Here is a 25621-nt window from a genome sequence, read left to right as displayed (position 1 = left end):
CCGAATTCGACCTCTCGTGGACCGGCGCTTCCTGGCCGCCAGGTCCACTCGATCGCGCCCCAAGGAAATGGTCATGCCCAGACCCCGTAACGCCCGCTTCTCCGCGATCGCCGCGTTCGCCGCGGCTCTGATCGCCGTCCCGATGATGGTGTCCGCCACCCCCGCCCAAGCCGTCGCTGGCACTTCCGCGTCCGACAACACCTACGCCTTCACCGCGCGGCTGGACATCGGTAACGGCCAACGGGCCTGCTCCGGCACACTGGTGTTCTCGGACTGGCTGCTCACCGCCGCGAGCTGCTTCGCCGACGACCCGGCCGTGAGCCTTGAGGTGCCCGCGGGCGCGCCCGCGCTCAGGACGACCGCCACCATCGGCCGCACCGATCTGACCACCACGACCGGACAGGTGCGCGACGTCGTCGACCTCGTTCCCCACCCCGACCAGGACCTGGTGCTCGCGAAGCTCGCCAGCCCTGTCACCGGCATCACCCCGGTCGCCCTCAGCGCGACCGCACCCGTAGCGGGGGAGGAGCTACGGGTCGCCGGATACGGCCGTACCAAGGACGAATGGGCCCCGCTGCGTCTGCACACCGGGACCTTCGCCGTGGACACGGCGAGCGCCACCGAGGTCGCCATCACCGGCAAGAACGGCGCCGCGGTCTGCAAGGGCGACACCGGAGGTCCCGCCTTCCGTGAGGCCGGCGGATCGGTGCAACTCGTCGGTATCAACAGCCGTTCCTGGCAGGGCGGTTGTCTTGGCGCCGAGGCCGAGACCCGCACCGGCGCCGTCAGCACCCGTATCGACAAGGCGCTCACCTGGATCAACGCCAACGTCGGGCCGACCTGCACCCCCAGCGGTGTCCTCTACTCCGTCACCACGGCCGGGAGCCTGCTGCGCCGCGATGTGATCGACCCGGCGGGCGGCACGTCCGCCGTTCCCGAGGCATCCACCATCGACACCGGCTGGAACCAGTATCCCCGGGTGCTGGCGGGCAACGCCGCGACGTTCTACGGGATCAAGACGGAGGGGATGTACGTCAGTCACCGCGTCAGCTCCACCGGTCAGTGGGACATCCACCATCGGCTGATCAACACCGGGCTGGCGTCGTACCGTCTGCCGGAGAACCGTAACAAGATCAGTGTCGACCGAGGCGGTCATATCTGGCACATCGACGGTGGCGGTGATGTGCGGTGGGTGCAGTACTCCACGGGCACGGACAGCTGGAACCCCGACGGCAACAAGAAGATCGACTCGGGTTGGGGCCGGTTCAGCCATATCGTCGCCACGGACGACGGGGTGGTCTACGGGATAGACACGGCGACCGGTCATCTGCTGCGTTCCCGTTACGACTTCGAGAGCCAGCGCTGGCTCCAGCGCCAGGTCACGGTGAGCACGGCCGACTGGCGGGACTCCAAGGCGATCACCTCCTTCGGCGGTGATGTGATCATGCGGGTCAAGGCCAACGGCGAGGTGCGTCACTACCGTTACCACGAGCCGGCCGGCACGTTCGTCAGCTACAACGCGCTCATCGGTTCCGGCAGTCACTGGGCCGGCTACACCAGTGTGTCCGGCGCCCCGGACTCCTGCCGTCTGCGGGCCGACTACACGCCCGAGTCGCCCAGGATCGGCGTCGACCCCTCCAGTCCGGGCAGCGTCATGCAGGCGTCCACCGGTGAGATCGAGTACGCCTACACCGACGGCAACGGCCGTCTCGTCAACGGCCGGCAGACCGACCCGGCCGACTTCGCCGGCGTCCAGTGGACGGTGAGCCCGGAGACCGAGACCTTCTCCGGGAGGCCGCAGCTCGCCGAGCAGCCCGACGGCAAGGTGGCGTTGACCGTCCAGAGCGTCAACGGCGAGACCTGGTGGCGCCGTCACAACGCGAGCACCGCCGGGTGGAGCGCGTGGATCGATCTGGCCGGTGCGATGAAGGAGCATCCGGTCACCGCCACCACGCCTGACGACGTGCTGGTCCAGTTCGCCGTCGATGCCGACGGAAAGCCGTGGTACCGCGCCCAGCAGCGGCCCAACGTCGACTTCATGGGCTGGATCCGGCTCGGCGGCGAGGGCTTCACGGGGCCGCTGACGGCGGTGACCGTCCGCGACGGCATTCAGCTCTTCGGCACCGACCCGTCCGGCCAGATACGTACCGCGACCTTCAGGGACGGCGCGGTCGGCTCCTGGACCGACCTCGGCGACCGGAAGATCACCCACACCCCGTCCGTGGTGGTCTACCCCGGCTACCGGCTCGGTGTCTTCGCCCGGAGCGCGAACGGCAAGATCGTCTCCCTGATCCAGTCAGCCGAAGGCGCGGCCTTCCCCGCGACATGGACCCAGGTCGGCGACCTCACGGCGGCCGGCGCCCCCTCCGCCGTCATCGACCCGGCCACCGGCTACACCGCGGTCGTCGCGCGGGGCGAGGACGGCACGGTCCACCACACCCGCGAGGAGGTCCAGGGCTCCTTCGGTACGTGGCGCGCCTGGCAGCAGGCCGGTACCGAGCCGTCGGCCACCGACCCCACGGCCTTCACCTACACCGGCTCGGCGGGCTCCACCTGGGCCTACTTCTACCGCACCGGCTCCGGTGAGGCGCGCGTCAGCCAGGTCCAGCCCGGCACCCTGAAGGGCGGGTTCACCGCACACGACCTGCCCGCACGACCGAAGGGCTAGGACCTTCCGTAGCGCACATCGGCACACGGCCGGGGCCCCGAGCGGGGTCCCGGCCGTGTGCGTGTGCCGTGGCACGGAGTCCTTCCGCCGGTGAACGGTGAACGGTGAACGGCGGGTGGTGTCACACGATCCACTCCGGGACGGTCTGTCTCGGGCGGTCCGGTGACCCTGGGGCCTGTTCTGATCCGGTCCTGCCCTGATCCGGTCCTGTCCTGATCCGGCCGGACAGGCCCTACTCGCTCGCCGGGGAGAGCGCGTCGAAGCTCAGCGACGTGAACCGGGCCGTGAAGCCCTTGCCGTCGGGAGAGGCGCACATCGGTCCCGCCTGCGCGGCCACATCCGGGGGAAAGTAGGCGAGCCGCAGCATGGTCGAGGGGGAACCGTCGATGCCGTAGTGGATCGTGACGGTGTCGCCCTCGCGCCGCATCTCGACCGTCACGGGCACCGGGCTGTCGGTGAGATGGGCGAGCGGTACGACGTTCCAGTCGGAGACCTCGCGGGTGACGACGGCGCTGAGCTGCTGCCGCCCGTCGACGTACTCGATACCCGTCTTGATCCAGTTCTTCTCGTCGGCCCGGAGCAACAGCCCCGCCTGGTCGTACTGTTCGCGGTAGTCCCCCGTGAACGTGGCACGCAGTACGAAGTTCCCGGGTACCGGCCGCAGCAGGGCGTGTCCCGTGTCCCGCACGAAGCCGTAGTGGGTGGTCACCCAGAAGTCCGTGTCCTGGGACGTGGTGACATCCAGGGCGTCGTCGTACGGGGCCCAGTGGGCGGGCGGGTTGAGCCAGCTCCAGTCGGTGAAGCCAAGGCACGACTCCGTACCGGTGGCGCGCTCGCCCATGTTCTCTCCTCGTGTCGGCGGTCGTCGGCGGACAGGAGACAGACTCGCACGACGTCACACCGGACGTCTTCCGGCCCCCGCGGACCGGGCGGCTCTCCCCCGCGCGCTCACGGTCGGCTCCTGTCCGGTGTGATCACCTGATGTGACGGTAGGAGAGGGGGGAGGGGCCGGCGGATGAGTACGGCTACTCAACTGCCGTCGGGCGTCCGAGATAGGTCAGGGGACCGGGGTCCGGTACGGCGATCTCATGGAAGCCGAGACGGTCGTAGAACGCGCGGGCACCCGTGTTGGCGGTGACCATCGAGAGATGGACCGCGGCCACTCCCTTCCGGTGCAGGGCGCGGAGGAACGTGTGCATCAGGGCGCGGCCGTGCCCCTGCCCCTGGTGGCTGGGCAGGAGATCGATATGCAGATGGGCGGGATAACCGGCCAGCTCGGGCAGGACCATCCGCTCGGGCCGGTGCAGCAGACCGGTCATCTCGTCGGTCGGAGTACGGACCGGACCGACTGGTTCCGGATAGCGGCCGGCCAGGGACGGGAGCCAGACGTCCCGGAACGCCTTCACGAAGGCGGGGGTGTCGGCGGTGCCGAGAACGTAGCCGACGGCCCGGCCCCGGCCGTCGTCGAGCACGAAGGTCAGCTCCGGCTCCAGGGCGGCGTAGGGCGCGGCGAAGATGCTCGGCAGCAGCTCCGGATCCGGATAGAGATGCCGGGAGTCCCCGCCCTCATGGGCGGTGCGTACGCAGATGTCGTACAGCGCGGGGGAGTCGTCGGGGCGGTATGCGCGGACGGCGGGGGGCGGCGGTGAGGCGGACAGCGATGACATACCAGACATGCTGCCCGTGGCGGGAGCGCTCCCACAAGCCTTTCCCCGGTACGGTCCCGGGGTCTGTCCGGCGTACGGTCCCGGGGTGCGCCCGGGACCGTACCGAAGAGACGCCGACGGGGCCGTACTGACGGGGCCCCGTCTGCCGCCGCTGCCTCAGGCGGCGGTGGGCAGCCGGTCCAGGAAGCCGTAGACGCCGGCGATCCGGCCGTCCTCGGCGAGGGTGATCACATCGGAGCCCGCGACGGGCGCCGAGCCGTCGGCGGCGGAGACCAGCTCCCAGCGGAACCGGGCGGTGTCGTGATGCCCGTCCACCTCGCCGGTCAGTGTGAAGGTGAACCCGGGGAACTGCTCCCGCGCTCCCGCGATGACGGCCGCGAGCGCCTCATGGCCGGTGACCTCCGCCAGCGGGTCGGTGTAGCCGCCGTTCTCGCTCCACGCGGCGGCGACGGCCTTGGCCCGCTCCTCGGCGGAGGTGGCGTTCCATGCCTCGAAGTAGCGGGTGACGGCGGTCTCGTAACGGTGTGCGGACATGGTGATCAGCCTCCATGGAGGGTTGTGTGCGGTGTCGTGTGTGGTGCCGTGCCCACCGGAGGTGGGGCCGGGACTCGGCCGGAGTGCGCCGCCCGAGTCCCGGTGACCACAACGATGCCGCGTGTCCGCGAAGGGGTCGATTACGTCGGAGGTAATGAGGACGGGCGTGATCCCGACTCGTGCCACGCGACCTGCGCGAACTGGGCGACCCGCGCGACCCGTCAGACGGGACGGAAGGCCCGGAGATGGTCCGCCGCCCAGGAACGGTACGTACCGGCGGGCCGGCCGAGGAGTGTCTCCACCGTCGGTTCCACCCGGGCCTTGGCGCCGGACCGCTGCCGTACGGCGCCCTCCATCAGCGCGTCCGCCACCGGGACCGGATACCGGGCGCGCAGTGCCTCGTACGCCTGGTCCCGTGTCACCTCCACAAACCTCAGTGGACGTTCGAGCACCTCGGACAGCACGGCGACCTGCTCTACGGGGCTGATCGCGGCCGGACCGGTCAGGGCGTAGGCCCGGCCCGTATGTCCGGAACCGCTGTCGCTGCCTGCGCCCGTGCCACTGCCGCTGCCTGCCCCCGTGCCGGTGAGGGACAGTACGGCCGCGTCCGCGATGTCCCGGGGATCGACGGTGGCGTTGGGCGAGGTGCCGTTCATCCCCCGCACCACACCCTCGTCCCGGACGGAGCGCGCCCAGCCGAGGGTGTTGGACATGAAGGCCCGGGGCCGCAGAAAGGTCCACCCGAGGCCCGAGGCGCGGATGAGGTCCTCGCTGTCCCGCTGCCACCGCGTGATCAGATCCGTCGCGTCCGGTTCCGCCACCGCCTGCGCGGAGAGCTTGACGAGATGCCGTACGCCCGCCGACCGGGCCGCCGCGACGAACTGCTCGTCATGGGCGGGGGAGAGCGGGTCGGCCGTCACCAGCAGCGCGGTCCTGACCCCTTTCAGCGCCACGGCCAGACTGCCCGGGTCGGCGAAGTCGCCGCCCACGACCTCCGTCCGGGGGCCGGCGAGCGCGGCGATACGGCGGGGGTCGCGCGACAGCAGCCGGACGGGTTCCTCGGAGGTGGCGGCGGGAGGAGTGCGAAAACGTTCCGCCACCAACCGCCCCACGGTGCCGGTGACTCCGGTGAGCAGGATCATCCGGTCAGCCCGCGAGGTCCGCCGCCGTCACACGCGCCCCTCGGTCGGGCGCGGTGTCGATACTGGGCATCAGTCCGGGTACCGCGATGCTCGGCAGTATATGACCCCACAACAGGGAGACCCGGCGTCCGAGATCCTCGCGCTGGGTGAGCGCACGGGACATCAGCTGGATCCCGGCGAAGGCGCCCACCAGCAGCTCCACCGTGTCCCGCGGCTGCACATTGGGGAGCAACTCGCCCTGGTCACGGGCCTGTTCCATCAGCACGATCAAGTGCTCCGGCCACTGGCGGAAGGGGCCGCTGTGATCGACACCGGGCGGGGCGCCCTGATCCACCGTCAGCCGGACACTCCCCCTGAGCAGAGCGTTCTCCAGGAGCCGGTGGGCGACGGCGAACGTGATGTCGATGACTTCCTGTAACTTGCAGGCCTGCGGCGGAACGGCCCCGAGCTGTACCTGCTCGTCCAGAACGGCTTGTGCGAGCGCCTCCTTGGACTGGAAGTGGAAATAGAGAGCGCCCTTGGTGACGCGGGCCCGCTGAAGAACCATCGTGAGCGTGGTCGACGCGTACCCGTACTCGTCGAAGACCGCTCCGGCCGCCTCCAGGATCGCCGTGCGCGTCCTGATGGCGCGCTCCTGTGTTGCCATGAAATGCCTCTCCACGGACCGGCAAGCGGACATCGGCGTCCGAAAACAAACCGCCCACCCCGTACTATAGTGCTCAACCGGATGTGGAATATATCCTGTACGCCATAACAATTGGGGACGGACACGGAGACTCGTGGACCCACGTCTCCGGAGATGGCCGATACCCACCCGTATTCCGGCAGCGACCGCCCTCGTTCCTGTCGAATACAGGGCAGTCGGTTTGCTTGTCCCGAAGTCGGCCCGGCCAACGGATGCCACCAGCCACGTCACCGACCGGCGAGCCCACCGGCGATACCTCCGCCGACGCCTCCCGCCGACGCCTCCCGTCGGCGGACCGGATCGGCCGGCCGGCCTTCCCCGCGACCCGGCGGCCGAGCTCCCTCACCTCCGGCGGCGGCCGACCGGTGGCCATGGAGCCGGAGCCCCCTGAATGGCCCAATCGGCCCGCTCCTTCCCTACGTTCCGTAGCCGGTACGCGCAACCCGGACGGTGCCTCGTATCCCGCGCCGGTCCTTCCTTCACGGCCGTCCCCGCACGCCCTCTCCCCTGCTTGTCCCGGGTTGCGTGGCGCTGGACCACCCGTGAGTGTGGGCCGCAGTTCACTGCGAACCCGAATGAAGGAGAGCGCTCGTGGCGACCCTGTGCAAACCCGCCGTCTCGGTTCCCGAGCACGTGATCACCATGGAAGACACACTCGCTCTCGCACGTTCCCTGCACTCGGACCATCCGCAACTGCCTCTGGCGCTGAGACTGATCCAGAACACCGGGGTGGCCAAACGCCATATCGTCCAGCCCATCGAGGAGACCATCCGGCACCCCGGCTTCGAGCACCGGAACATGCTGTACGAGACGGAGGCGAAGGCCCGTGTGCCCGCGGTGATCGATACCGCCCTCGACCACGCGCGGCTGCGCCCCGCCGACATCGACCTCATCGTCTATGTCTCGTGCACGGGGTTCATGATGCCGTCGCTCACGGCCTGGCTGATCAACACCATGGACTTCCCCCAGCACACCAGACAGCTCCCCATCGCCCAACTGGGCTGTGCGGCGGGCGGCGCGGCCATCAACCGGGCACATGACTTCTGCCGGGCGTACCCCGGAGCCAATGTGCTCATCGTCGCCTGCGAGTTCTGCTCGCTCTGCTACCAGCCCACCGACCTCGGCGTCGGCTCGCTGCTCTCCAACGGACTGTTCGGGGACGCGGTCGCCGCGGCCGTCGTACGGGGTGAGGGCGGCACCGGTATCGCGCTGGAGCGCAACGGCTCGCACCTGGTGCCCGACACCACCGACTGGATCGCCTACAGCGTCCGGGCCACCGGCTTCCACTTCCTGCTGGACAAACGTGTGCCCACCACCATGGAGCCGCTGGCCCCCGCCCTGCGGACGATCGCGGAACAGCACGGCTGGGACGCCACCGGCCTCGACTTCTACATCATCCACGCGGGCGGCCCGCGCATCCTGGACGACCTGAGCCACTTCCTGGACGTGGCGCCCGAGGCGTTCCGGTTCAGCCGGGGCACCCTCACCGAGTACGGGAACATCGCCAGCGCCGTCGTCCTCGACGCGGTGCGAAGACTCTTCGACGAGGGCGGACGGGCCTCCGGCGAGCGGGGCATCATCGCCGGCTTCGGGCCCGGTATCACCGCCGAGATGGCCCTGGGCCGGTGGACCACCGGCGGAGCCGGACCCGCGTCCGACATGAGGGAACGCCATGTCTTCGGAACCCGGGGCCGCAGCGCCCATCCCTCGCCCGCGACCGAACCGGTGAGCTGACGCCCGTGACCGGCTCCCCACCGCACCCCACCGTCCTGGAGCACCGCATGACCGAGCTGACGAAGGCCGAGGGGCTGATCGTCCCCCCGGGCGGGGGGACCGTCATCCACACCGCGGCCCAGCAGGTGACCTTCAAGGTCACCGGGGAGCACTCACGGGTCTCCTCCACCTTCGAGGTCGTCGTGCCGCCCGGCTTCGACGTCGGCGCCCATCGGCACACCCGCAGCGAGGAGCTCTTCTACATCCTCGACGGCGAGCTGGACGTGCTGGCCTTCGAGCCGCGCGTGCTGAGCGAGGACTGGCGGCACTGGGAGTCCGCGTCGGGGCTGCGGTCGGTACGGGCCACACCCGGCACGGTCGTCGTCGTACCGCCCGGCTGCCCCCACGCGTTCGCCAACCGGACCGGCCGGGACGCCAAGATGTTCTTCCAGTCGTCCCCGCCGTCCGACCACGAGCGGTACTTCGAGGAACTGCTCGACATCCTCAAGGAGGGCGGCACCCCCGACCCGGTGGCGATCGCCGAGCTCCGGGTCCGGTACGACATCGAGCAGCTCACCCCGCTGCGCCACGACGTCTAGGCCGCCCGACGTATGGATACCGCTGCGGTCACCCGGCGCCAGCCCCGCCGGCTGGCCCGCCCCCGCCACTGGGCCGTCCTCGCGGTCCTGCTCGTCATGGCCGCCCTTACGGCGGGCTGGCCGCTCATCGACCGTGCCATCGCCGACGGCGAGCCCGTGCCGGCCGGCGCGGTGCTGGAGCTGGGGCCGGACGGCAGCATGGCCCTGCTGCGGGTGGCGGGCGCGGGCTGGGAGCTGAGCAAGTCGCGCAGCGATCCGGGCTCCTCGTACGCGCTGTCCCGGGACGGCGTCGACCTGGTCGCCGGATATGTCGACCTCTCCTCGGGCCGCGGTGACGCCGGGCAGCTCTGGACGGGTCTGCGCAAGGTCGTGTCCGTCGCGGACGGCGCCGCCCGGCTGGGCGGCCCGCGGCCCGTCACCAGCGCGGCGGGCGCGCGCGGTCTGACCGGGCCGCTGACACGGCCGGGGCGCGTCGGTACCGCCACCGTCTGGGTGCCGCCGGGCGAGGACTACGCCGTGGAGATCACCGTACTGGCCCGGTCGGGCACCGCGCCGGGCACGGTGGCCGACGCCACGGCGGTGGCCCACAGCGTCGCCTTTCCACGGGAGGCATCATGACCACGGCCGCGCCGTCGTCGGCGTACGCCTCGGTGCGCGGATCACTGCGACGGCGGCCGGTGGGCTGGCTCTGCGCCGTTCTCTGTCTCCTCGGCGCCGCCCTGATCGTCCTCGACTTCGGCGCGGTCGTCCGGGTCTTCCCCGCCTCCGCGCTGCTCGCCTTCGTGCTGCTCGTGATCACGGTGGGGATCGGGGCGGCGGTCCTTCAGCGGGTACGGCCCTTCCGCGCGGCGCCGCGCGCCTGGGCCTGGAGCGGGGTCGTCTGGGGCGCCACCGCGGCGACCGGCTGTGCCATCGTGGCCAACACCGGTCTCCAGGGCATCTGGTTCAAGACCGCCGGCATCGACTTCGGCTCCCGGTGGGCCGCGGCCCTCACCGCGCCGCTCAACGAGGAACTGCTCAAACTCTCCGGTGTGGCGCTGATCGCCCTGGGAGCCCGGCAGTTGGTCCGCGGTCCGCTCGACGGATTCTTCCTCGGCGCGTTCACCGGTCTCGGCTTCCAGGTGGTGGAGAACTGGACGTACGCCATGAACTCCATCCTCAACAGCGGCGGGGTCAACGGCGGTGTCGACGTCGTCCAGTCCTTCGCCACCCGGGTCGTGCTGACGGGTCTCGGCTCGCACTGGGCGATGACCGGGGTGGCCGGGGCCGGGATCGGCTTCCTGCTCGCGCACGACGCCCGGCCGGCGCGCCGGCGGATCGTGCCGGCCGTTCTCTGTCTGCTGACCGCCATGGCCATGCACTGGTTCTTCGACGCGCCCCTGCTCAGCTCGGTCGGGGGCGTCGTCCTCAAGATGGCGGTCAACTTCCTGATCGCGGTGGGCTTCTATCTCACACTGCGGCACCGGTCGCGGCGGCGGGCACGCGCCTTTCTGCGCTCACCGCGCACCCCGCTCTCCGCCGATCTGCTCACCCGCGGCTCCCGGCGGCGGGCCCTGCGGAGGGTTCCGCCGGCCCTGCGTCCCGCCGCCGAGTCGCGGGCCTCCGCCTATCTCACCGTGGTCGAGGAACACGCCGCCAACAGCACCGGATCCGGGCCGGGTTCGGACATCGGCCCTGGACAGGCCTATTAATCGGTTGTTCAGCTTGGAAAAACCCCAAGAGTGCTCCACACCGGGCCGCCCCCTGGCACACTCCGGCCATGTCGACCAACTCACAGATGCTGACCGGCAAGTCCGCCCTCATCACGGGAGCGAGCAGTGGCGTGGGCGCGTGCGCCGCTCGTGTGTTCGCGCGTGAGGGGGCCTCGGTGGTGCTGATGGCACGCCGGGAGGAGCGGCTCGCCGCCGTCGCCGAGGATGTGCGCCGTGCGGGCGGAAGAGCCGAGTACGTGGTGGGCGATGTGGCCAGCGCCAGCGATATGGCCCGTGCGGTCGAGACGGCGGTGGAGTGCTTCGGCGGACTGGACGTGGCCTTCAACAACGCGGGTGTGGGGGCCCATCAGACACCGCTGCATCTCACGAGGCAGGACGAGTACGACGAGATCATGGACACCAATGTCCGAGGAGTGTGGAACGGACTGAGTCACCAGGTCCCGGCCATGCTCCGCAGCGGCGGGGGCTCCGTCGTCAACAACAGCAGTGTCGCCGGACTGGTGGCCACCCCCGTCTCCGCGGCCTTCATCGCGGCGAAGCACGCGGTGATCGGACTGACCAGGGCCGCCGCGGCGGAGTACGGGGCCCAGGGGATACGGATCAACGCCATCGCCCCCGGCATAGCGGGCAGCGAGGTCGTCCAGGAGTGGTTCAGCAGACACCCCGAGGCGGAGAAGCTGCTCCACCGGTCGACCCCGCAGCCGCGTACACCGGAGCCGGAGGAGGTGGCGGAGGCGGCGGCCTGGCTCTGCAGCGACCGGGCCTCCTTCGTCACCGGGGTGGTCCTGCCGGTGGACGGCGGCTTCACCGTGCTCTGAGCGGAAGCCGGGGGACAGGATCCCAGGGGACAGGAGACCTGGGGACAGAAGGCCTGGGGACAGAAGGCCCGGAGACCGGGGGACCCGGGGCCGGGCCGGGAACGTACCGGTGCGGGCCGGGGCCCGCCCCGGGCGTTCAGAGGCCGGATAGGTGCGGGCCTGACGTGTGCGGGCCCGGTGCCGGGGAGCCGGGCGGGGGAGCGCTCACCACACAGGTGAAGACCGGTTCGTCCTCCTGGCTCCCGGTCACCAGGACCGACGACATCCCGTGGAACCGCTCCGGCAGCGGGCGTATCTCGATCCGGCACTCCGCGTCCAGCTCCGCGAAGCGCGGGAACTCGGCGGTGAAGCCGGTCAGTACGCGGGCGCCGCCCGGCAGCACCGAGTTGGCCGCCTGACGGGCCGCTTCGAGCAGGACCATGCCCGGGATGTGATCGACCGGGTGGTCGAAGAGCACCGGATGCCCGGTGTCGACCCGCAGCAGCCAGACCCGCTCCTCGCCGGTCGGGGAGAGCACCACGTCGTACGCGGTGGACCGGCCGACGCTGCCCGGCGGTACGGGCGCGGTCAGGGGCGGCCGTCGAACGTCGGAGCGGGAGGCGCGTTCGCCGCGCAGCCGGCGGTAGACGGCGGGCGCGGCGCAGACGAAGGAGGCACCGCCGGTGGCGACGGTCCGTCCGTCGCGGCGGACGACCGCCTCGTAGCGCAGACCCGAGAGTTCACCGCCGCGTGTGCGGATCTGCGGACAGAAGACTTCGAGCTCCAGACAGGCCGGGACACCGCCGATCGCGAGATGCCGGGGCTCTACGGTGAGGGACAGATCCCGCAGCAGGAAGTGGTGTCCCAGCGGGGTACCGAACTCGGCGTGCGCCAGTAGAGAACCGACCTGGCGGATTGTTTCCGCGGCGAGCAGCGGATCGTGAAGCCCGTCGACCGCGCTGAAGAAGGGGTGCAGCCGTGGCCACTGTCCCGTCACCGAGAAGCGTGCCTCGTCGATCCTGCGCCAGCCGGTGAGCAGGACCTCCGCCAGCGCGGCACGGTGCACGTACTCTCTCGGCACCGTGGTGGTCAACTGGGGCGCCGACGGACCGGGGGCGCTGGTTCCGCTCGGCGCCACCGGTCTTTCCGTACGTGGGGCGCTGTCCATTCGGACGGTCATTTCTGACATGGAGTCTCCCGTGGAGCACGGACGCTGGACGGAAGCCGCGGAGCGCTCCCGGAGCCGGGGAATATACAGACCACCCGGTTTAGTCGGTAGGCTTGACCGGGACCGGCGGGGGAGCCACCTCAGGGCGTCACGAGGACCCCTGGAACTGCACGACGGGAGCCACCCGCATGGCGCAGCAACAGCGTGCGATCAAAACGCGCGCCGCCATTCTGGAGGCCGCGGCCTCGGTCTTCGACCAGTACGGCTACGACGCGGCCACGATCTCGGAGATTCTCGCACGCTCCGAGGTGACCAAGGGTGCCCTCTACTTCCATTTCCCGTCCAAGGAGGACCTGGCGCGGGGCGTGCTGAGCGATCAGACCAGGAATCTGGTCACCGGGCCGACGGACTCCAAGGTCCAGGAACTGATCGACGTCACGATGGTCGTCGCGCACCGCTCCCTGCACGACATGATCCTCAGGGCCGGCACCCGGCTGGCCGTGGAGCAGGGATCGGTCGACTTCTCCGATGTCAGCCCCTTTCCCGTGTGGTCGTTTCTCAGTGAGGACCTGCTGGTCCAGGCGAAGGAGCGGGGGGAGCTGCTCCCGTACGTCAAACCCAGGGAGACGGCCGAACTGGTCGTCGGCGCCTGGACGGGGATCCATGTCTACTCGCGTGTGGTGGCGGACCGCCGGGACGTGGAGCGCCGGGTCTCGGTGATGTGGGAGCACCTGCTGCCCAGCATGGTGATGCCGCGTCTGCTGCTCGGGCTCGATGTGGCACACGACCGCGGGGCCCGGGTGGAGGCGGCCCGCAGGCTCGCGGACGGGAAGGGATCCGAGCCGGACGCCGAGTGATGACGGACCGTGACCGAATGGTCTCCCCGGTCCCCCCGCCCGGCCGGCGCGGACACACGGACGTGCTCGTGTCCGGGTTCATTCGATCAAGCCGCTCTCCAGGCGCTCTCCATCCGTTCTCCAGGGCGGCTCAAGCGGTTCTTGAGCCATACCGAACGGTGGCGTTTCCGAACAGTTGGAGTGGCGTAAAGCTTGTACAAACCGCGCCGACGGTTTGTTAATGTCGCTACGCACACCGCGCATCGCTTCCGGTCCTCCCGACATCTGGAGCCGTTGATGGTCAAGCAGGAGCGCGCCGCCCGTACGCGACGATCGTTGATCCGGGCCGCCGCGGAGGTGTTCGCGGACGAGGGATACGTTCCTGCGTCGCTCACGATGATCAGTCGCAGGGCCGGGGTGAGCAACGGCGCGCTGCACTTCCACTTCGTCAGCAAGGAAGCCCTGGCCAGGGCGGTCGAGGAGGAGGCGGCGCAGAAGGTGCGGCTGATCACCGAGCGCTGCCGGCTCGCCGGCGCGGTGGGCCTCCAGCTCCTCGTCGACGCCACCCACACGCTGATGCGCAGCCTCGACGACGATGTCATCGTACGGGCGGGCTTCGAGCTGAGCGGGGACATCTCGCGCCCCCGCGGAATCAATCTGCGGCGCGAGTGGCGGCGCTGGGTCGAGGGCGAACTCGAGCGGGTGGCGTCCGACGGCGGGCTGGCGGACGGGGTGGCGCCGGACGATGTGGCGAGCGCCCTGATGGCGGCAACGGTCGGTTTCGAGGTGCTGGGTGCCAGGGACGACAGGGAGTGGATCTCGCGGCGTACGCTAACCCGGTTCTGGGAGCTGATGCTACCCGCGATGGCCCCGCGCCAGGCCATCGGTACCCTGGTGACCTGCGGTTCCTGCCTTTCTCACGGGACTGATGAGGTGGGTGTCGAGGAGCCCGTTTGACGGGAGTACGCTGCCCGTGTCCCGCCCGTATCCCGATCGTTCGGTGACCTGACGGTGACGCTGATGTACGGAGCGTTAACAAAAAACAGTCTGTACGGTTTGGTATTGACAAACCGTCTGTCCTGTTTTTGAATCCATCCGCAGTAATCACCCCGTGAGCGGCCTCGAACGGTACTGACTTCACCTGCAGGGATTGGGGAGACGCGTGGACATCGACGTACTGGGCGCATTGGCTGTGCGGGAGAACGGGAGATCGATCACGCCGACGGCCCCGAAGCCCCGGCAGGTGCTCGCTTTACTGTCGCTCCACGCCGACCAGGTGGTGCCGGTGACCGCGTTGATCGAGGAGCTGTGGGCGGGGGAGCCCCCGCGCAGCGCCAGGACCACCCTCCAGACCTATGTGCTCCAACTGCGGTCCCTGATCGCCGCCGCGCTCAAGCACGGAGCCCAGGAGGGCCAGGAGGGCACGGCGCGCACCGCCAAGGACGTACTGGTCACCCTCCCCGGCGGATACCGCCTCGACAGCGGTGGCGGCACCAGTGACGTCAGGGAGTTCGACCGGCTCGCCGGTCTCGGCTACCGGGCGATGGACGCGGGCGACTACGCGGGCGCGGCCCGCCAGTTGCGGGAGGCGCTCGCGCTGTGGAGCGGCCCCGCCTTCGCCGATGTGCACGGCGGCGCCCAGCTCGACATGGAGATCAAGCGGCTGGAGGAGAGCCGGCTCTGCGCGCTCGACCAGCGCATCGAGGCCGATCTCCGGCTGGGCCGCCACCGTGAGCTGCTCGCCGAGCTGACCGTGCTCGTCAGCCGCTACCGCACCCACGAGAATCTGCACGGCCAGTTCATGCTCGCGCTGCACCGCTCCGGCCGCCGCGGCGAGGCGCTGAACGTATACCACCGGCTGCGCGGCACGCTCGTACGGGAGCTGGGTCTCGAACCGTCCGCCGGGCTGCGCCGGCTCCAGCGCTCGATCCTGATGGCGGGGCCGGAGGCGGCGGCGCCCGTGGAGAATTCCCGCGAGCCCCTCGTCCGGGTGAGCTGACCGTACGGGCGCACCGCATTCCGTTCCGCTTCCGTTTCTGCTTCCGTTCTGGTTCGGGCCGTTCCGGGCCCGCCCGTACGGGCGTGATTTCATTCTCTTTTTCGCCCGTCGTTTCCGCGGATCCATTCCCGAACGCCCTTCTCCGTTCCGCCGATGCCATTCGGGACGGTGGAAATGGTATTCCGTTCGCCGGTCTTGGAGCCGTACTAGACGGGTACTCAAGAATTCAAGAACTAAAGGCTCGGCACGGCTACCGTACTTCGCGTCGGAGAGTTTCGGTTCGATGGGGATTCGACGAGGTACGGAGGGAAACCGTGGAGATTCAGGTTCGGGACCCGCTGAGTGCCGGGGAAATAGGATGAGGGCGCCGAGAAACCCGGTGGCACTGATCACGGGTGCGACGCGGGGAATCGGTCTGGGGGTCGCGCGGGAACTCGCCGGGCGCGGCCACCGTGTGTTCATCTGCGCGCGGACCGGCCAGGAGGTCAAGCAGACCGTCGAGGATCTGCGCGCGGAGGGGTTCGAGGTGGAGGGCACGGTGGCCGACGTACGGGACCGGGCGTCGGTCTCCGCACTGGTGGCCACCGTCGTCGCCCAGTTCGGCCCGGTCAACATCCTGGTGAACAACGCCGGCCGGGGCGGCGGAGGGCCCACGGCCGAGATCGCCGACGAGCTCTGGTACGACGTCATCGACACCAACCTCAACGGTGTGTTCCTGCTGACCCGTGAGGTCCTGCTGCACGGCGGTCTTGTGGAGGCCGGTCATGGCCGGATCATCAACATCGCCTCGACGGCGGGGAAGCAGGGCGTTCTGATGGGCGCCCCCTACTCCGCCTCCAAGCACGGTGTCGTCGGCTTCACCCGGGCGCTCGGCAAGGAACTGGCGCCCGTCGGAGTCACCGTGAACGCGGTCTGCCCCGGCTATGTGGAGACCCCGATGGCCGAGCAGGTCCGGCAGGGGTACGCGGCGGCCTGGAACACCACCGAGGACTTCGTCCAGGAGCAGTTCGAGTCGAAGATCCCGCTGGGCCGCTACTCCACGCCCGAGGAGGTCGCCGGTCTGGTCGGCTACCTCACCACGGAGAGCGCCGCGTCGATCACCGCCCAGGCGATCAACGTCTGCGGCGGTCTGGGCAGTTCCTGAGCCCGTCGGCGGGTTCCGGGAGCGGGGCGTAGACGCATACGTATGGAACTGAGCTTCACAGCTATGTCGCGTCTCAGGCGAATGGACTTGACTGTACTCATGACTCAGACCACGCAGAACGCCCAGACAGAGACGAAGACGACGCTCGTCATCGGCGGCACCGGCAAGACCGGACGCCGCGTCGCCGAACGCCTTGCCGCCCAGGGCCTCCCCGTGCGGATCGGTTCGCGCAACGCCGACCGTCCCTTCGTGTGGGAGGACCCGGCCACCTGGGAGGGCGCGCTGGAGGGCGTCGGAGCCGTCTATGTCACCTACTACCCCGACCTCGCCTTCCCCGGCGCCGCCGAGTCCGTCGGTGAGTTCTCCAAGGTCGCCGTCGCCAACGGCGCGAGCCGCCTGGTGCTGCTCTCCGGCCGTGGCGAGGAGAACGCGCAGGTCGCCGAGGAGAAGCTGAAGGAGTCCGGCGCCGACTGGACCGTCGTACGGTCGAGCTGGTTCGCCCAGAACTTCAACGAGAGCTTCTTCCTGGAGCCCGTCCTCGCCGGCGAGCTGGCGCTGCCGACCGGTCACGCCGTCGAGCCCTTCGTGGACGCCGACGACATCGCCGACGTGGTCGTCGCCGTGCTGGGCGACCCCCAGCACATCGGCAAGACCTACGAGCTGTCGGGTCCCCGTCTGCTCACCTACCAGGACGTGGCCGACGAGCTGTCCAAGGCCACCGGCCGCGAGATCAAGTACATCTCGGTCACCAGCGACGAGTACCGCGCCTTCCTGAAGGAGAACGACCTTCCGGAGGACTTCGTCGAGCTGTTCGCCCTGACCCTCGACGGCCGCAACGCCCACCTGGTGCACGGTGTGGAGGAGGTCCTGGGCCGTAAGCCCCGTGACTTCGCCGACTTCGCCAGGGACGCCGCCGCCACCGGCGTCTGGAACGTCTGATCCACCGCTCCGGCCGGCGGTGCCGGCCGCGGACGACCTCCGCGGCCGGCACCGCCGGGCGGGGGAGCGGCGTACCGACGATCCACGGCGGCGCCGCATTGAGCGACCCGGTACGACGGCGCGCGAGCGACGACGCGTCAGCCACGAGGAGGCGGCCATGAGTACCCCCATGTCGAGCGAGTTCGGACTCGCTTCCCTGCCCGCTCACTTCCACGGGTTCGCGCTGATGCACATCGCGATGCGCCGTGACGCCAGACGACTGCTCGCCGCCGCGCCCCGGCTCACCCAGGCCGGTCTCGGCGCGGCCGGTCTGTGGTGGCAGCAGCTGCGCGACATCATCGACTGGCACCACCGCAGCGAGGACAACGTCCTGTGGCCCGGACTGCTGCGCAGGGCACCCGAGTTCTCCGCCGAGGCCCGTCAGCTCGGTGACGACCATGTGGTGCTCGACCGGGCCATGGAGGCGGTCACGGCCGCGCTGCGGCCGGGCGGCGACCTGCCCGCCCTCGGTCTGGCGGCCACCCGCTTCGACTCCGTCCTGCGCGATCATCTGCGGGACGAGGAGGCGGTGTCCTTCCCCGTCTTCGCCCGGCTCGCGCCGGACGAGTATCTGGCGGTCGAACGCAAGGTGATCGCCAGCGCCCCGTTCAAGGTCATGACGCAGCTCCAGCCCTGGATGTTCGACGGCGCGGACAAGCGGTCGGTGGCACAGGTCGCCGCCACGATTCCGCCCCCCGTGCGGCTGATCGGCAGTACGGTGCTGCGCAGGCGGTACGAGAGGACCCTCGCCGGAGTGACCCGGCCCTTCTGACCGCCACCCCGGCCGGTAGCCGCCTTCGGCGTACCGCGCCCGTTCGCCCGTCGACAACCGGATGAGGAAGCCCGATGGAGACCCTTCCCGCAGCCGCCGGCCCCGTGCTCACCGCCGCCACCATCGGTACCGGGCTGATGGCGGGGCTGTACCTCACCTTCGACGTGGGGGTCATGCCCGCCCTCGCGCGCCGTGACGACCAGTCGTATGTGACCGTCATGCGGCGGATCAACGGAGTCCTCGACAACAGCGCGCTGTTCGGCCTGCTGTTCGTGGGGGTCTTCCTCGCCACGGGCGTCGCGGCGGCCCTCCAGCGCCGTCTGGGACGTCCGGACGCCGCGCGCTGGACCCGGACCGCCTTTGTGCTCTACGGCGTCTCCATCGCCGTCACGATGTGCGTCAACATCCCGCTCAACAGGATGCTGGCCCGCGCCGGTGCCCCGTCGGAGAGCCCCGACTTCGGCGTGCTGCGCGGCCGGTTCGAGCGGCCGTGGACCTCGGCCAACATCGCGCGCACGGTGGCCTGCACGGCGGCGCTCGCCGCTCTCGGCCGCGCGCTGGTCCTGCACAAGAGGGCGGCGACCGCACAGTCCTGATGTCCTGATCCCGCCCCCGGCCCTCTTCCCCGCCCCCGCGCGCGCCCACTTCCCTGCCCTGCCCTGCTCGCGCCCCCAACTCCGAACCGCTCCGAACCGCTCCGGGCCGTCCGGCCCGCCCCGAACTGCGCCCGTCCTCCCACTCGTTCCCCCGCGGGGAGGGCGGGCGCACCCACCTCGATCCCCCGCCCCGCCTGAGACGGATCCGTTGAAACCGGTGACCATTCATACGGGGTCGTCTAAGGTGAGATGTCATGGACACACTTACAGGTCTGCTCGAAGGTCCGAAGGCCCGCGGCGCGTTCCTGCTGAAGTCGGTCTTCAATCCTCCGTGGTCCCTCCGGGTCGAGGACCGGGCACCGATCTCCGTGGTCACCATGGTGCGCGGAGACGCCTGGGTACTCCCCGACAAGGGACATCCCGTACAGCTGCGCCCCGGTGATGTCGCCGTGGTGCGCGGCCCCGACGCGTACACCATCTCCGACCGGCCGGAGACGGACGTACAGATCGTCGTGGGGCCCGAACAGCGCTGCAACACCACCGAGGGCGAGGACGTCACCGAGACGATGGCGCTGGGCGTACGCACCTGGGGCGACGACAGCAGGGCCGGCGCCTCCGTGATGCTCAGCGGCACCTACCAGGCGCCCAGCGAGATCGGCCGGCGGCTGCTCGCGGCCCTGCCGGTGCTGCTGGTGCGGCCCGCCGAGGCGGGCGACAACCCGCTCGTCCAGATCCTCGCCCAGGAGATCAGCAAGGACGAGATCGGCCAGGAGCTGGTCCTCGACCGGCTGCTGGACCTGCTGCTGGTGAGCGTGCTGCGCACCTGGCTCGCGGTACCCGAGTCGGGCGCCCCCGCCTGGTACCGCGCCCAGAGCGACCCGGTGGTCGGCCCCGCGCTGCGGCTGCTCCACGAACAGCCGGGCAAGGCCTGGACGGTGGCCTCGCTCGCGGACACGGTGGGAGTCTCCCGCGCCGGACTGGCCCGCCACTTCACCACGCTCGTCGGTGAGCCGCCGATGGCGTATCTGACGGGCTGGCGTCTCACCCTCGCCGCGGACCTGCTGCGCGAGCCGGACGCGACGGTGGCCACGGTGGCCCGACGGGTCGGCTACAGCGGGGCGTTCGCGCTGAGCGCGGCGTTCAAGCGGGTACGGGGGGTGAGCCCGCAGGAGTTCCGCAAGGGGGGCCAGGGCGAGCCGCTACAGCGCCTGAGCGCGCCGACACAGACGGTGGTACTGGACAGGTAGTTCCTGAGGTGGACGCGCGGGGCCGGAGCGTTTACGCGTCCACAGGGCGGTCCAGGGCGCCTGGGAGCGGGGTGGGGTCCGTCGGCGGGAGGGGAGGCGCCGGCGTGCGTACCGTCGCGACCGATGTCAGCAGCAGGCCCTTCCTGACCAGCCAGCGGCCGTCGAAGCGGGCAGGGGCCCCCGGTGGGGGCTCCGCCGGGTGCAGGCGGGCTGTGAACGTGCCCTCCGGGCTGATCCGTACCGTCGCGTCCGCGAAGCCCAGCCAGCGCTCCACGGACGGGTACCACGCCTTGTAGACGGCCTCCTTGGCCGAGAACAGCAGCCGGTCCCAGCACAGCCCGGGGCGCTCGTCCGCCAGCCGCTCCAGGGCCGCTCGCTCACCGGCCGAGGCGACCAGACCCAGCACACCCCGCGGCAGCGGCTCCGCGGGCTCCGCGTCGATGCCGAGCGCGGCGACCTCGGCCGCCCTGGCCACCACAGCCGCCCGGTAGCCGTCGCAGTGGGTGATGCTGCCCACCACCCCCGCGGGCCACCGGGGGGCGCCTCCGGCGCCCGGCAGCAGGGGGGCCGGCGCCAGGCCCAGTTCGGCCAGGGAGTGCCGCGCGCAGGCGCGCGCGGTGGCGAACTGTGCCCGTCTGCGCGCCCGCCGCCCCGCCATCAGCGCGGCTTCTTCCGGGAACAGCGGAGCGGGCGCCAGATCGTCGAACGCTTCCGACGACCTGACGCCCGGGGGCAGGATCTCCTCGATCACGGCGGGGGCTATGCGCGCGGACGGGCGACGAGCCCCGCGACGGCCCGTACGATCTCGTCCGGCCGCTCCAGCGGGAGCATATGACCGGCGCCGGGAAGCTGCTCGAACCGGGCGTCCGGCAGCGCCTTGGCCACCGCGCTGCCCAGCTCCGGCTTGATGACCTTGTCGTTCTCGCCCGCGAGCACCACGGCCGGTACCTCCACCGTCGCCAGTCCCGCGCGCAGATCCATCCCGCGCGACGAGGCGAAGCAGTCGGCGCGCACCTGCGGCGAGGCCGCCGCGAACATCTGCCGGTTGACTTCCAGCAGGTACGGGTCGACGCCCTTGCCCATCGTCTGCGCCAGCAGCCGCCGGCCGAGCGCGGGACGGCGCAGCGCCCGCGAGAACAGCGCGCTGCCCATCATGCGCACCTCGCTGTCGGGTGTCTCCTGGTCGTGTGCGGCCGTGCCCAGCAGCACCAGACCGCGCAGCCGGCGCGCGGCGGCGGGATCCGACGTGACGTACGACATCGCGGCGAAACCGCCGCCGGAGTGCCCGACCAGCACCGCGTCCCGTGAGCCGGTCTCGCCCAGCACCGCGGCCAGGTCCGCGCCGAGCCGCCGGATGGCGATGGGCTCCTTGCCCAGGCTCGACGCGCCGTGCCCGCGCTGGTCGTACAGCACCACCCGGTACCCGGCGCGGATCAGCCGGTCCGTGACGGTGCCCCAGACCCGGCGGCCCGCGGCCCAGCCGTGCGCGAGGACGACCGTCGTACCGCTGCCGGCACCGGCCTCCAGCGGGGCGAGGACGGTGACCGCGAGCGTGGCGCCGTCGTCGGTGCGCACGGCGGTCTCGTCGGTGCGGGCGCCCGTGCCGGCCGCCGTGTCGGCGCCGCTCATCGCGCGCCTCCGGCCGGTACCGCGCTGAGCTGCCGGCCCAGCGACACGAAGGCCGCCTGCGCCGCCTTCGAGTGCTCGGCGCCGATGTCGGCGACCTTGGCGAGCAGCTTCAGCTTGCCGTGCGGACGCCCCTGGAAGTGCATGGTGATACGGGTGCGGCGCCCCTCGTCCAGCGGCTCCAGAATGAAGTCGGCCGGACCGCGGAAGACCCCGTCGACATACTCGACGGTCATCCTGCGGCCCGGGACGACGGACTCCGTACGGGCGGTGAAGCGGAGCTTGGGGCCCCCGTTGCCGACACCCTTCGTATGGACGGTCACCGCGACCAGACCGCCCACCGCGTCGGGTGCGCCGGAGACCGTCTCAAAGGTGTTGGCCGGGACCCACCAGCGGGCGGCACCTCGGAACTCGGCGACGAGCGCGTCCCAGACGACGTCCGCGGGGGCGTCGACCACCGCCTCGTCGATGATGTCGTAGCCGTTCATGCCAGTCTCCCTGTGTGGGACGGCGGATGGGATCGAAGGAGCGGGGCCCCTGGTACTGGCGGGCCCCGCTTCCGTGCCCGGCGCGCCGGTCCGGGCGGACCGGCACACCGGATCAGGCGAAGAAGCCCTGACCGGGGGTGAGGATGCCCGCCGGGTCGTAACGGCGCTTCGCGTTGCACAGGTCGTCGTAGCGGTTGCCGAAGTGCTTCTTCCAGTCCGCGGGGGTCATCCGCGGGATGGCACCCACCAGATAGCGCTTGGCGCCCAGCGCCACGGCCTTGTCGTACAGCCGCCGGTTCTGCTCCAGCATCCCCTGGATGCCCGGCTCACCGGGGTGGGGGAAGCGCAGCAGGTCGAAGAGGTAGCCGATCGAGTCGTTCGGCTGCACCGCCATCGGACGCTTGAGCTTCGACGTACGGTACGGGTACGTCAGCACGAAGCCGACACCCAGGTCGTTCGCGGTCAGGTCGGCCTCGGCGATCTGGAGGAACTGCTTCACCTTGGCGGCCGGGAGGAACAGGCTCAGCCAGGGCTTGGGCTGGTCCCAGTAGCCGCCCTCCTTGTAACCCTCGACATACGCGTCGAACCGGAAGATGTAGTCACGGAACGACATGTCGTCGACGGTGGCCTCGGAACGGACGTCCCGCAGCCCGGCGATCAGCGGGTCCCGGGCCGGGGCGGTGCCGGTGTAGGTGGCACCCAGCTCCATCCGGTAACGCCAGCCCGAGTCGTCGGGCTTGCGCGCGAGTTCGCCGGCCTGGACCTCGAACTTGCCCGCCGCCATGACCTTCTCGGCGTCGGCGAGATAGGTCGCCACGTCGTTGTAGACGAGGTTGAAGACGACGATCCGCTCCTTGGCGGGGACGATCTTCACCGTGAGGCGGACGATGATGCCCACCTGACCGCCGCCCGCCAGCGCCGCGTTGAACAGGTCGGGGCGGACACTGGGGGAGGCCGTCAGCAGCTGCCCGGCGCCCGTGACGATGTCGATCGACTCGATGGTGTCGACCGCCAGGCCGTACTTGCCGACCGTGCCGCCGATGCCGCCGACACTGACCGTGCCGCCGATCGACAGGTGCATGTAGTCGGGCATGGCCGGGGGCATCTTGCCCTTGACCGCGGCAGCGTCGGTGAGCTGGGCCCAGGTGACACCCGCCTCGACCACGGCGCTGTTCGTACCGACGCTGACGACCTTGCCCAGACCGCGGGAGTCGATCGAGATACCGCCCGGGACCGCCGCCTGGCCGTAGTTGGAGTGCGACTCGAGGTCGTCACCGGTGCCGCTGCGCCCGTTCGCGGCGATCTTCAGATCGTTGGTCCGCGCGAAGTTGACCATCTTGACGATGTCGTTGATCGAGCCGGGCACCAGCACGGCCCACGGGGTGATGTTCGAGACCAGGTTGCCGAAGTCCTTGCTGAACTGCACAAGGTCGGCCGCCGAGGTCTTGAGCGTGCCGTCCAGCGGCGGTACGGGCGTCACCTGACCCCAGCCGCCGCCGCCACCGCCATGGCCGCCACCGCCATGGCCGCCGTGGCCCTGGCCCGCCTCAGCGGCGGTGGCCCAGGTCTGCGTGGCCACGTTCCAGCCCACGACGGTCGCGGCGGTGGCGGCCATTCCGCCCAGGACTCTGCGCCGAGAAGGGGTGTTACTGCTCATCTGGTCCGTTCTCCCGTTCGTCATACGTGGTTGACCGCCGGCCGGCCGGCGCCCACAGTGGTGGCGAGCTGGTACTCGCCCAGGTCGAAGTTCTTGGTGCCGTTACGGAACCGCCAGGTGTACGTGGGCCAGATCGACGGGTTGCGCCCAGCGCTGTCCAGGTACCAGCTCTTGCAGCCGCCGGCGCTCCAGACCGCCCGTGCCTGACGCTTGTCGAGCGTGGCGTTGTACGCCTGCTGCGCCTCGGGACGCACCTCGACACTGGACAGGCCGCGCTTGTCCATCTGCTTGAGCGCGGCCATGACGTAGGCGATCTGGGACTCGATCATCACGGTCTGCGACGAGTGCCCCAGTGTGGTGTTGGGGCCGAGCATCATGAAGAGATTGGGGAACCCGGCGATGGTCGTGCCGCGGTGCGCGGACATCCCCTCGCTCCAGGCCTCCCGGAGCTGGACCCCGCCCTTGCCCCAGATCCGCCGTGCGACCGGACGGTCCGTGGCGAGGAAGCCGGTGCCCATGATGATGGTGTCGACCTCGCGCTCCCGGCCGTCCTTGGTGACGATGGACTTGGCCCGGACATGGTCGATGGAGTCGCTGACGATGTCCACGTTCGGCTGCTGGATCGCCGGGTACCAGGTGTTCGAGAACAGCAGCCGCTTGCACGCCACCACGTAGTCGGGCGTGAGCCGCTCCCGCAGCGCCGGGTCCTGGACGCTCTTCTTGAGATGGTCGGAGGCCATCTTCTGGACCTTCTCGGCGACCTTGGGCCGGGCGAAGGCGAAGGCGAGGACCTCACGGCCCCACATGTTGAAGTTGCGCCGGAAGCGCTGGTAGCCGGGGAAGCTGCGCAGCATCTTCGAGTGGAACGCGCTGTTGACCTTGTCGTTCTTGGGGCCCACCCACGGAGGCGTGCGCTGGTAGAGGTCGAGCTGCCCGACCTCGGGCTGGATCTTCGGCACGAACTGGATGGCCGAGGCGCCCGTACCGATCACGGCGACGCGCCTGCCGGTCAGATCGTGGTCGTGGTCCCAGCGGGCCGAGTGGAAGACCTTCCCCTCGAAGTCCGCCAGCCCCGGCAGCTCGGGGACGGCCGGCTCACTGAGATAGCCGGCGCCCGCGACCAGGACCTGGGCGGTGTACTCGCCACCGGAGGTCTCGATGTGCCAGCACCGGGTGTTCTCGTCCCAGCGGGCCGCGATCAGCTCGTGGTTGAAGCGGATGTGCGGGCGTACCCCGAAGCGGTCGGCGCAGTCCCGCAGATATCCGAACACCTCGTCACGCTTGGCGAAGGTGCTCTTCCACTCCGGGTTGCGGGCGAAGGAGAAGGAGTAGAGATGGGCCTGGACGTCACAGGCGCACCCCGGGTACGTGTTGTCACGCCAGGTGCCGCCCACCTCGTCGGCCCGTTCGAAGACCAGGAAGTCGTCGATCCCCTGCTGGAGCAGCCGGATGGCCGTCCCCAGACCGGAGAAGCCGGTGCCGATGACCGCGACCCGCAGATGACGGGTGGGGCCCCGGCCGGCCGGCTCCTCCGTCCCGTTGCTCACGCCGCCCCCGTGGGCGGGTTCGAGAATGCTCGTCACGGTGGCCTCC

The 25621-nt window shown here is 70.4% G+C and carries 25 protein-coding genes; 14 read left to right on the top strand and 11 right to left on the bottom strand.

The window, feature by feature from the left end; all coding sequences use genetic code 11:
- Nucleotides 1–73 precede the first annotated feature (73 nt).
- The gene (locus OG214_RS01570) at nt 74–2668 is read left to right on the top strand and encodes a tachylectin-related carbohydrate-binding protein (protein WP_405983466.1); all 2595 of its coding nucleotides are present in this window, start codon (nt 74–76) and stop codon (nt 2666–2668) included.
- 232 nt (nt 2669–2900) lie between these two features.
- Here OG214_RS01570 and OG214_RS01565 read toward each other — a convergent pair whose 3' ends face one another.
- From OG214_RS01565 to OG214_RS01545, 5 genes are all read right to left on the bottom strand, one after another.
- Complete coding sequence (locus OG214_RS01565; RefSeq protein ID WP_405983465.1) at nt 2901–3509, bottom strand: DUF1349 domain-containing protein; 609 nt, start codon at nt 3507–3509, stop codon at nt 2901–2903.
- Nucleotides 3510–3693: 184 nt separating this feature from the next.
- Nucleotides 3694–4335, bottom strand: a complete 642-nt coding sequence (locus OG214_RS01560; protein ID WP_363083899.1) for a GNAT family N-acetyltransferase — start codon at nt 4333–4335, stop codon at nt 3694–3696.
- A gap of 156 nt (nt 4336–4491) precedes the next feature.
- Nucleotides 4492–4869, bottom strand: a complete 378-nt coding sequence (locus OG214_RS01555; protein ID WP_363083898.1) for a nuclear transport factor 2 family protein — start codon at nt 4867–4869, stop codon at nt 4492–4494.
- A 221-nt stretch (nt 4870–5090) separates the two neighbouring features.
- Nucleotides 5091–6011 (bottom strand): NAD(P)H-binding protein, encoded by a 921-nt coding sequence (locus OG214_RS01550; RefSeq protein ID WP_405983464.1) that lies wholly within the window; start codon nt 6009–6011, stop codon nt 5091–5093.
- Between the two features lie 4 nt (nt 6012–6015).
- Nucleotides 6016–6657, bottom strand: coding sequence for a ScbR family autoregulator-binding transcription factor (locus OG214_RS01545; RefSeq protein WP_405983463.1), 642 nt, complete (start codon nt 6655–6657; stop codon nt 6016–6018).
- 630 nt (nt 6658–7287) lie between these two features.
- On the opposite strand from OG214_RS01545, the gene OG214_RS01540 reads away from it, so the two are divergent.
- The 5 genes from OG214_RS01540 to OG214_RS01520 all read left to right on the top strand — a co-directional run bounded on the left by OG214_RS01540 (nt 7288) and on the right by OG214_RS01520 (nt 11538).
- Nucleotides 7288–8430: a type III polyketide synthase gene (locus OG214_RS01540; protein WP_363083895.1), complete on the top strand. Its 1143-nt coding sequence runs from the start codon at nt 7288–7290 to the stop codon at nt 8428–8430.
- A 47-nt stretch (nt 8431–8477) separates the two neighbouring features.
- Nucleotides 8478–9008, top strand: a complete 531-nt coding sequence (locus OG214_RS01535) for a cupin domain-containing protein (protein ID WP_363083894.1) — start codon at nt 8478–8480, stop codon at nt 9006–9008.
- Nucleotides 9009–9020: 12 nt separating this feature from the next.
- Entirely contained in the window at nt 9021–9626 is a 606-nt protein-coding gene (locus OG214_RS01530; protein ID WP_405983462.1) for a hypothetical protein, read from the top strand.
- A complete protein-coding gene (locus OG214_RS01525) occupies nt 9623–10699 on the top strand; it encodes a PrsW family intramembrane metalloprotease (RefSeq protein WP_405983461.1) in 1077 nt (358 codons plus the stop codon). Before OG214_RS01530 ends, OG214_RS01525 begins: the two co-directional genes overlap by 4 nt.
- Nucleotides 10700–10767: 68 nt before the next feature.
- Nucleotides 10768–11538, top strand: coding sequence for an SDR family NAD(P)-dependent oxidoreductase (locus OG214_RS01520; RefSeq protein WP_405983460.1), 771 nt, complete (start codon nt 10768–10770; stop codon nt 11536–11538).
- Between the two features lie 136 nt (nt 11539–11674).
- Here the strand turns inward: OG214_RS01520 and OG214_RS01515 are convergent, their stop codons facing one another.
- Nucleotides 11675–12655 carry a ScbA/BarX family gamma-butyrolactone biosynthesis protein gene (locus OG214_RS01515; RefSeq protein ID WP_405983459.1) on the bottom strand — a complete coding sequence of 327 codons (981 nt, stop codon included), beginning with the start codon at nt 12653–12655 and terminating at the stop codon, nt 11675–11677.
- A gap of 218 nt (nt 12656–12873) precedes the next feature.
- On the opposite strand from OG214_RS01515, the gene OG214_RS01510 reads away from it, so the two are divergent.
- The 8 genes from OG214_RS01510 (at nt 12874) to OG214_RS01475 (ending at nt 20257) form a co-directional block, all read left to right on the top strand.
- Nucleotides 12874–13542, top strand: a complete 669-nt coding sequence (locus OG214_RS01510) for a ScbR family autoregulator-binding transcription factor (protein ID WP_363085596.1) — start codon at nt 12874–12876, stop codon at nt 13540–13542.
- A gap of 276 nt (nt 13543–13818) precedes the next feature.
- Nucleotides 13819–14478, top strand: coding sequence for a ScbR family autoregulator-binding transcription factor (locus OG214_RS01505; protein ID WP_405983458.1), 660 nt, complete (start codon nt 13819–13821; stop codon nt 14476–14478).
- 205 nt (nt 14479–14683) lie between these two features.
- Nucleotides 14684–15520 (top strand): AfsR/SARP family transcriptional regulator, encoded by an 837-nt coding sequence (locus tag OG214_RS01500; protein WP_363085598.1) that lies wholly within the window; start codon nt 14684–14686, stop codon nt 15518–15520.
- A gap of 358 nt (nt 15521–15878) precedes the next feature.
- Nucleotides 15879–16664, top strand: a complete 786-nt coding sequence (fabG, locus tag OG214_RS01495) for a 3-oxoacyl-ACP reductase FabG (protein ID WP_363085599.1) — start codon at nt 15879–15881, stop codon at nt 16662–16664.
- Between the two features lie 99 nt (nt 16665–16763).
- Nucleotides 16764–17603 carry an NAD(P)H-binding protein gene (locus OG214_RS01490; RefSeq protein WP_405983457.1) on the top strand — a complete coding sequence of 280 codons (840 nt, stop codon included), beginning with the start codon at nt 16764–16766 and terminating at the stop codon, nt 17601–17603.
- A gap of 157 nt (nt 17604–17760) precedes the next feature.
- The gene (locus OG214_RS01485) at nt 17761–18414 is read left to right on the top strand and encodes a hemerythrin domain-containing protein (protein ID WP_382853882.1); all 654 of its coding nucleotides are present in this window, start codon (nt 17761–17763) and stop codon (nt 18412–18414) included.
- A 74-nt stretch (nt 18415–18488) separates the two neighbouring features.
- Entirely contained in the window at nt 18489–19010 is a 522-nt protein-coding gene (locus OG214_RS01480) for a DUF1772 domain-containing protein (protein ID WP_405983456.1), read from the top strand.
- A gap of 254 nt (nt 19011–19264) precedes the next feature.
- Nucleotides 19265–20257 carry an AraC family transcriptional regulator gene (locus tag OG214_RS01475; protein ID WP_093604599.1) on the top strand — a complete coding sequence of 331 codons (993 nt, stop codon included), beginning with the start codon at nt 19265–19267 and terminating at the stop codon, nt 20255–20257.
- A gap of 31 nt (nt 20258–20288) precedes the next feature.
- Here OG214_RS01475 and OG214_RS01470 read toward each other — a convergent pair whose 3' ends face one another.
- From OG214_RS01470 to OG214_RS01450, 5 genes are all read right to left on the bottom strand, one after another.
- Nucleotides 20289–21008 carry a 4'-phosphopantetheinyl transferase gene (locus OG214_RS01470; protein WP_405983455.1) on the bottom strand — a complete coding sequence of 240 codons (720 nt, stop codon included), beginning with the start codon at nt 21006–21008 and terminating at the stop codon, nt 20289–20291.
- Between the two features lie 8 nt (nt 21009–21016).
- Nucleotides 21017–21886: an alpha/beta fold hydrolase gene (locus tag OG214_RS01465; RefSeq protein ID WP_405983454.1), complete on the bottom strand. Its 870-nt coding sequence runs from the start codon at nt 21884–21886 to the stop codon at nt 21017–21019.
- Nucleotides 21883–22371: an SRPBCC family protein gene (locus tag OG214_RS01460; protein ID WP_363084990.1), complete on the bottom strand. Its 489-nt coding sequence runs from the start codon at nt 22369–22371 to the stop codon at nt 21883–21885. Before OG214_RS01460 ends, OG214_RS01465 begins: the two co-directional genes overlap by 4 nt.
- A gap of 112 nt (nt 22372–22483) precedes the next feature.
- Entirely contained in the window at nt 22484–24028 is a 1545-nt protein-coding gene (locus tag OG214_RS01455; RefSeq protein ID WP_405983453.1) for an FAD-binding protein, read from the bottom strand.
- 20 nt (nt 24029–24048) lie between these two features.
- Nucleotides 24049–25611: a flavin-containing monooxygenase gene (locus OG214_RS01450; protein WP_405983452.1), complete on the bottom strand. Its 1563-nt coding sequence runs from the start codon at nt 25609–25611 to the stop codon at nt 24049–24051.
- Nucleotides 25612–25621 lie beyond the last annotated feature (10 nt).

The sequence above is a fragment of the Streptomyces sp. NBC_00872 genome, assembly GCF_045161915.1.
Lineage (GTDB): Bacteria > Actinomycetota > Actinomycetes > Streptomycetales > Streptomycetaceae > Streptomyces.
This window is presented reverse-complemented; position numbering and strand designations above follow the sequence as displayed.

Excerpts from the sequence above, each read along its gene's own strand:
- OG214_RS01570 (WP_405983466.1), top strand. The coding sequence starts at position 74 with ATGCCCAGACCCCGTAACGCCCGCTTCTCCGCGATCGCCGCGTTCGCC.
- OG214_RS01565 (WP_405983465.1), bottom strand. The coding sequence starts at position 3,509 with ATGGGCGAGCGCGCCACCGGTACGGAGTCGTGCCTTGGCTTCACCGAC.
- OG214_RS01560 (WP_363083899.1), bottom strand. The coding sequence starts at position 4,335 with ATGTCATCGCTGTCCGCCTCACCGCCGCCCCCCGCCGTCCGCGCATAC.
- OG214_RS01555 (WP_363083898.1), bottom strand. The coding sequence starts at position 4,869 with ATGTCCGCACACCGTTACGAGACCGCCGTCACCCGCTACTTCGAGGCA.
- OG214_RS01550 (WP_405983464.1), bottom strand. The coding sequence starts at position 6,011 with ATGATCCTGCTCACCGGAGTCACCGGCACCGTGGGGCGGTTGGTGGCG.
- OG214_RS01545 (WP_405983463.1), bottom strand. The coding sequence starts at position 6,657 with ATGGCAACACAGGAGCGCGCCATCAGGACGCGCACGGCGATCCTGGAG.
- OG214_RS01535 (WP_363083894.1), top strand. The coding sequence starts at position 8,478 with ATGACCGAGCTGACGAAGGCCGAGGGGCTGATCGTCCCCCCGGGCGGG.
- OG214_RS01530 (WP_405983462.1), top strand. The coding sequence starts at position 9,021 with ATGGATACCGCTGCGGTCACCCGGCGCCAGCCCCGCCGGCTGGCCCGC.
- OG214_RS01525 (WP_405983461.1), top strand. The coding sequence starts at position 9,623 with ATGACCACGGCCGCGCCGTCGTCGGCGTACGCCTCGGTGCGCGGATCA.
- OG214_RS01520 (WP_405983460.1), top strand. The coding sequence starts at position 10,768 with ATGTCGACCAACTCACAGATGCTGACCGGCAAGTCCGCCCTCATCACG.
- OG214_RS01510 (WP_363085596.1), top strand. The coding sequence starts at position 12,874 with ATGGCGCAGCAACAGCGTGCGATCAAAACGCGCGCCGCCATTCTGGAG.
- OG214_RS01505 (WP_405983458.1), top strand. The coding sequence starts at position 13,819 with ATGGTCAAGCAGGAGCGCGCCGCCCGTACGCGACGATCGTTGATCCGG.
- fabG (WP_363085599.1), top strand. The coding sequence starts at position 15,879 with ATGAGGGCGCCGAGAAACCCGGTGGCACTGATCACGGGTGCGACGCGG.
- OG214_RS01490 (WP_405983457.1), top strand. The coding sequence starts at position 16,764 with ATGACTCAGACCACGCAGAACGCCCAGACAGAGACGAAGACGACGCTC.
- OG214_RS01485 (WP_382853882.1), top strand. The coding sequence starts at position 17,761 with ATGAGTACCCCCATGTCGAGCGAGTTCGGACTCGCTTCCCTGCCCGCT.
- OG214_RS01480 (WP_405983456.1), top strand. The coding sequence starts at position 18,489 with ATGGAGACCCTTCCCGCAGCCGCCGGCCCCGTGCTCACCGCCGCCACC.
- OG214_RS01475 (WP_093604599.1), top strand. The coding sequence starts at position 19,265 with ATGGACACACTTACAGGTCTGCTCGAAGGTCCGAAGGCCCGCGGCGCG.
- OG214_RS01465 (WP_405983454.1), bottom strand. The coding sequence starts at position 21,886 with ATGAGCGGCGCCGACACGGCGGCCGGCACGGGCGCCCGCACCGACGAG.
- OG214_RS01460 (WP_363084990.1), bottom strand. The coding sequence starts at position 22,371 with ATGAACGGCTACGACATCATCGACGAGGCGGTGGTCGACGCCCCCGCG.
- OG214_RS01455 (WP_405983453.1), bottom strand. The coding sequence starts at position 24,028 with ATGAGCAGTAACACCCCTTCTCGGCGCAGAGTCCTGGGCGGAATGGCC.